Genomic DNA, 5,493 nt, shown 5'->3' on the forward strand with positions numbered 1-5,493 from the left:
CATCACCGGGAAAGTATTGGAAGCGGAGAGCAAGCCCATGGGCTATGCCAACGTGCTCCTGTTGCAAGGAACTGACTCTTCGCTCGTCAAGGGAACGCTGACGGATGAAGCCGGCGCTTATGTATTTGAAGGCGTGCCGGCCGGTCGGTATAAAGTGGTGGCCAGCATGGTGGGCTACGGCAAATCGAAAGGTATGGAAGCGGTGGTCACGACCGGCAACGAGGCTGTAAAACTGAACCCGATCCTGTTGCGCCAGGCTTCCACCACGCTCAGGGAAGTGGTGGTAGAAGGACAGAAGCCCCTGATCGAGCAGCACATGGACAAGACCGTGATGAACGTGCAGAACAGCATTGTTTCGGCCGGAAGTACTGCCCTGGAAGTGCTGGAAAAAGCGCCCGGTATCGTAGTGGATCAGAATGATAACATCAGCATGCGGGGGCGACAGGGGGTAATCGTGATGATCGACGGCAAGCCGGTACCGATGTCAGGTTCCGAACTGGCGAACATGCTGCGCGGTATGTCGGCCAACAGCGTCGAGAAGATCGAGCTGATCACCAACCCTTCAGCCAAATACGATGCAGCCGGCAATTCCGGCATCATCGATATCCGGCTGAAGCGGGATGAAAGCCTGGGCACCAACGGGACGGTTTCTTCTTCTTTCGGGCAGGGCAAATATTTCAAATCCAACCAGGGTCTGCAGCTCAACCACCGCTCCAGGAAGTTCAATGTATTTGGCAGCTATAACTATGTATACCGCAGGGACTTCACCAACCTGGATATTTACCGCCGCTTCAACGACGAGGGTACCTTTACCGGAGCCTACGACCAGCAAAACGTGTTTAACTTTGATATGAACAACCACAGCGCCCGCCTCGGGGCCGACTATTTTCTCTCGCCTAATACGGTCATCGGAGTGGTAACCAACGGCTTCATTTCAGACTTTGACAGAACAAACTCCAACAGAGCCCTCGTAATCAACCGACTGGATCAACCCGAATCCTACTTCCTGACTGATGCCGCCGTAGAGCACGGCCGCCGCAACCAGGCAGTTAACTTCAATCTCAAACATACCATCGACAGCCTGGGCCGGGAGATCACGGCAGATATCGACCTGATCAACTACACCAATACCGACGAACAGAACTTTACCACCAACTATTATAACCTGAGCAACGAGCCGATCCGTAACCCCTACCTGTTATACGGCACCCTGGACGGAGACCTGACCATTAAATCGGCGAAGGCAGATTACAAACAGCCGCTCAAATCAGTGGGCGGTTCCATGGAAGCCGGTGTGAAGGGCAGCCTGGTCAAGGCGGATAATAACCTGGAGTTCTTTGACCGCAGCAACGGCGGCAATGCCCCTGATCTGGACAAAAGCAACCATTTCCTCTATGAAGAAAACATCAACGCAGCCTACCTGAATGCCAATAAGAAATGGGACAAAGCGAGCCTCCAGTTGGGCCTGCGCCTGGAAAATACGATTGCCAAAGGCGAGCAGCTCTCGGACGGGCAGAAGTTTGACCGGAACTACACTCAGCTGTTTCCGAGCGCGTTTGTAGGGTATACGCTGAGCAAAAAACATGACCTGGGTATATCGCTGAGCCGCCGCATCAACAGGCCCTCTTACAACCAGCTCAATCCGTTCAAGAATTTCCTGGACCCGAGCACCTATTCGGCTGGTAACCCCTTCCTGAAACCCGAGCTTTCCTATTCCTTCGAACTGACCCATACCTTTGACCAGCGCATTGTCACCAAGCTGAGCTATACCCATACCACCGATGTGATGCTGCAGGTGCTCTCTCCGGACACTACCCAGGAAAAACTCGTGGTACAGACTTTCCGCAACCTGGCCACCCTTGATTATTACGGACTCACCGTGACGGTTCCCTTCTCGATTGGCAACTGGTTCAACAGCGTGAACAACGGCACATTCTATTACGGCCTGTACAAAGGATTTCTGGCGGAAACAGAGCTGCGCAACGGAAGGCCTACGTTCAACCTCAATTCCAACAACACCATCAAGCTGCCCAACGATTGGTCTGCCGAGCTCACAGGCGTATACCGGGGCAAGGAAGTGTACGGCTTCCTGGATGTGGACCCGGTCTGGTTTGTGTCGGCAGGAGTGCAGAAACAGTTCTGGGATAAGAAAGCCAGCCTGAAGCTGAACGTAACCGACGCCTTTTATACCAACAAGGTGCACGGTGCAACCGAGCTCACCCGCTATTCCGAGAACTTTTACCAGCGACGTGACTCGCAGGTAGCCACCCTGAGCTTCAACTACCGCTTCGGCCAGGGGAAGGAAGCCCCATCCCGCCGCCGCACAGGGGGTGCTGAAGAAGAGAAGAACAGGGCAGGAGGAAATTAAGGAAGCGCTTGCTATACCTACCAGCTTGAAATGCCTGATCCGCTTAGAGCACCAGCCCGGGCGGATCAGGCATTTTAAGCGTATAAGCTGAGAAATTCAGCCATTGTCCGTATGTCCCACACAGCCGCTTTTCGTTTCGAGGGATCGCTTAACGATTTTCTCCGCCCCGCCCGAAAAAGCACCCGGATCACGTATCTTTTCTCGGGAACCCCGGCGGTAAAAGATGCGATCGAAGCCTTGGGTATTCCGCATCCGGAGGTTCAGGACGTCGTTGTGAATGGCGAACCCGCCCACCTGACCTACCGCCTGCAGGACGGGGATGAAGTGCAGGTATACCCTTGGGATGGAAAGGAAGATGAGTTGTTGAAAGGTATAGCGGAGCGAAAATTTGTGCTCGACGTGCACCTGGGTACGCTGGCGCGATCATTGCGGATGCTGGGTTTTGATACGCTGTATGATAACCACGTGCACGACAAGCAACTAGTGGAGTTGGCACAATCGGAGCAGCGTATCGTGCTGACCCGGGATGTTGACCTGCTTAAAAATAAAGCTATACCTGTTGGCTACTGGCTGCGCTCGCAGCAGACCGGGGAACAGCTGCAGGAAGTGATCAGAAGATTTCACTTAGTGGATCACATCAAACCCTTCACCCGCTGCATGATTTGCAATGGACGTATTGCGGCAGTGGAAAAGCAAACTGTCCTGCACCGACTGCCTCCCAAAACCCAGCTATACTTCGATGAATTTTACCGATGCTCCTCCTGTCGGCGCGTCTACTGGAAAGGCTCTCATTATGAGCGAATGCAGGAGCTGATCCGGAAACTGAAGCAGGATCTATAGCGACGGTAAAGGCTTCGGGATGACTATACCTGAAAAATAAAGACAGCTCCGGTTTAGGAAGCTGTCTTCAGGAAATTAAATTCCAAAGGTATAGCTATACCTTGTAGCAGATCGCATTGATGTTCATACCGGCTCCTACGGATGCAAACAGGATGATGTCTCCCGGATGGAGTTCATGCTTCTCATCCTGTCCTTTGCGGACAATGTCGTAGAGCGTCGGCACGGTGGCCACGGAGCTGTTGCCCAAGTAGTGGATGCTCATCGGCATGATGTCCTCCGGAACGTCGCGGGTGTTGTAGAGCTTGTAGAGCGCCTGGATCATGCCCTCGTCCATCTTTTCGTTGGCCTGATGTATGAATACCTTTTTCAGGTCTTTGATGCCCACGCCGCACTTGTCGAGGCAGTTTTTCATGGCTTCCGGCACCAGCTTGATGGCATATTCATACACCTTCCGGCCTTTCATCTTGATGTAGCGCACACTCGGGTCGCCACCGGGCTGGTAGGTCTTGTCCATGGTGATGTAATACGCTTCGTCCAGGCTGTGGCTGAGGGCGCTGGTAGCCAGTATGCCGCTCCCAGCCTCCGGTACTTCTTGGTACTCGACCACCGATGCGCCGGCGCCATCGCTGAAGATCATGCTGTCCCGGTCATACCTGTCGATCACGCGGGAGAGCGTTTCAGCCCCGATTACCAGCGCTTTCCGGGCCATTCCGGCTTTGAAAAAGGCCTCTGTCTGTATCACGCCCTGCACCCAGCCCGGGCAGCCGAACAGGATGTCGTAGGCTACGCAGTTGGGGCTTTTGATCCGGAGGTTGTGCTTCACACGGCTGGCCAGCGAAGGGACGGCATCGGATTGCACCGTACCCTCTACCACGTTGCCGAAATTGTGCGCCACCACGATCATGTCGAGTGTTTCCGGGTCAATGCCGCTGTCCCGTATCGCTTGTTCTGCCGCCAGGGTCGCAATGTCGGAAGTGGTGAGGTGCGAAGCGACGTAGCGCCTTTCGGCTATACCTGTTATTTTCTGAAATTTCTCTACAATTACCTGCGGGCAAACGTTGATAGGGGCGTTATCCTCTGTATAAAAGCTGTGCGTTGTAAAATCCTGGTTTGTCTTAACTTCGGTCGGGATATAGCTGCCTGTTCCGGTGATGACGGTTCGCCACATGGTGTTTGAATTTATAATGGTAAGAAGAATATGATCGTGCCTGAAAACAGGTATAGCCGATACCGCTCGGGGTATGAAACAGCCGCTTCGCAGATCAGCCTGCAGGCGCACGGGAACATGCGGAAGCATCCCCAGGGGAAACTTCAGACGCAGAACGCCTATACTGCCCGGACGAACACAGAAGCACCCAATTTATTTAGGATCGCTATATATAGCAAACATAATGGCTGATTTATATAGGAACGGGCGACCCCAAAAACAGGAAAAGCCGCTCTTATCTGGTCAAAGCGGCTTTTTTCAGGTATAGCGACCTGCTTTGTCAGGATTCGTTTCCGGAAGCATACCCCTGCACCACACGTTCCAGCTCCTGCAGGAACAGATGTATGTGGTAGCCGTCGGCCAGGGCGTGGTGCAGGCCGATGCTGATAGGCAGCCGCACGTTGTCCTGCTGCATCTCCAGGCGGCCATACCCGATCTTGGGCACGCCCGGATCTTCCTGACCAAGGGAGAAAGCATGTTCCATCCCTTTGAATTTAAACCAGGGCAGTGTCGTCATGTGGAGCAGATCGGTGCCCTGGTAGCCGTTGAACAGCTTTTTGCTCTTCTTAACTTCGGCAATGATGGTGGCACCTGCCTCACAGAAATCTTCCAGTTTATCCAGGTATGGGAAGTGGGTGAAGGCGATCTGCTTGTCATCCTTCAGGATGGTGGTGGACAGGTCGAGGCCGCTATACCGGAGCACCTGCCCGTTTTCGATGCGCAGCCGGAAGTTCTCGGTAGCCCAGGCGGCCTGCACCGTGGCATGCATATAGGCCAGCGAAACGGATAAGCCCTGCTGCTTGCAGTAATCATAAAGCGGGGTAATAGCTACCTCGGTATGAACATTGAAAAAGGGCTGCGAAAAGGTGCTGAAGAAACGGAAGGTCTCCGCGCGTTCCCAGCCTTCCACAGGTATAACTTCCCTGCTGTAGCGTGTTTCCATAAAGGTTGGTTATCGGCTGTCGGCTGATCCGGTCAGCAACAGCTATTGATGAAAAGGCAAAGATAAACGAAGTAAAGTTTGTATGCCTTCGCTCTTAAAAATTTAGCCAGTATATGCTTTGTTATAGATATTATA

Annotated in this window: 4 protein-coding genes; 2 read left to right on the forward strand and 2 right to left on the reverse strand. The window is 53.3% G+C overall.

What is annotated here, in order from left to right:
* Positions 1 to 2,368 (forward strand): TonB-dependent receptor (locus OB13_RS12075; RefSeq protein ID WP_461490422.1); only part of this gene is annotated, 2,368 nt, incomplete at its 5' end.
* 111 nt (positions 2,369 to 2,479) lie between these two features.
* A complete protein-coding gene (locus OB13_RS12080) occupies positions 2,480 to 3,208 on the forward strand; it encodes a Mut7-C RNAse domain-containing protein (protein ID WP_461490423.1) in 729 nt (242 codons plus the stop codon).
* 94 nt (positions 3,209 to 3,302) lie between these two features.
* On the opposite strand, the gene OB13_RS12085 is transcribed toward OB13_RS12080, so the two are convergent.
* Positions 3,303 to 4,376, reverse strand: a complete 1,074-nt coding sequence (locus tag OB13_RS12085) for a 3-oxoacyl-ACP synthase III family protein (protein WP_461490424.1) — start codon at positions 4,374 to 4,376, stop codon at positions 3,303 to 3,305.
* A 319-nt stretch (positions 4,377 to 4,695) separates the two neighbouring features.
* On the reverse strand, positions 4,696 to 5,358 hold the full coding sequence (locus OB13_RS12090) for a CatA-like O-acetyltransferase (protein WP_461490425.1): 663 nt from the start codon (positions 5,356 to 5,358) through the stop codon (positions 4,696 to 4,698).
* Positions 5,359 to 5,493: the final 135 nt, after the last annotated feature.

It is taken from the genome of Pontibacter sp. HJ8 (genome assembly GCF_054824225.1).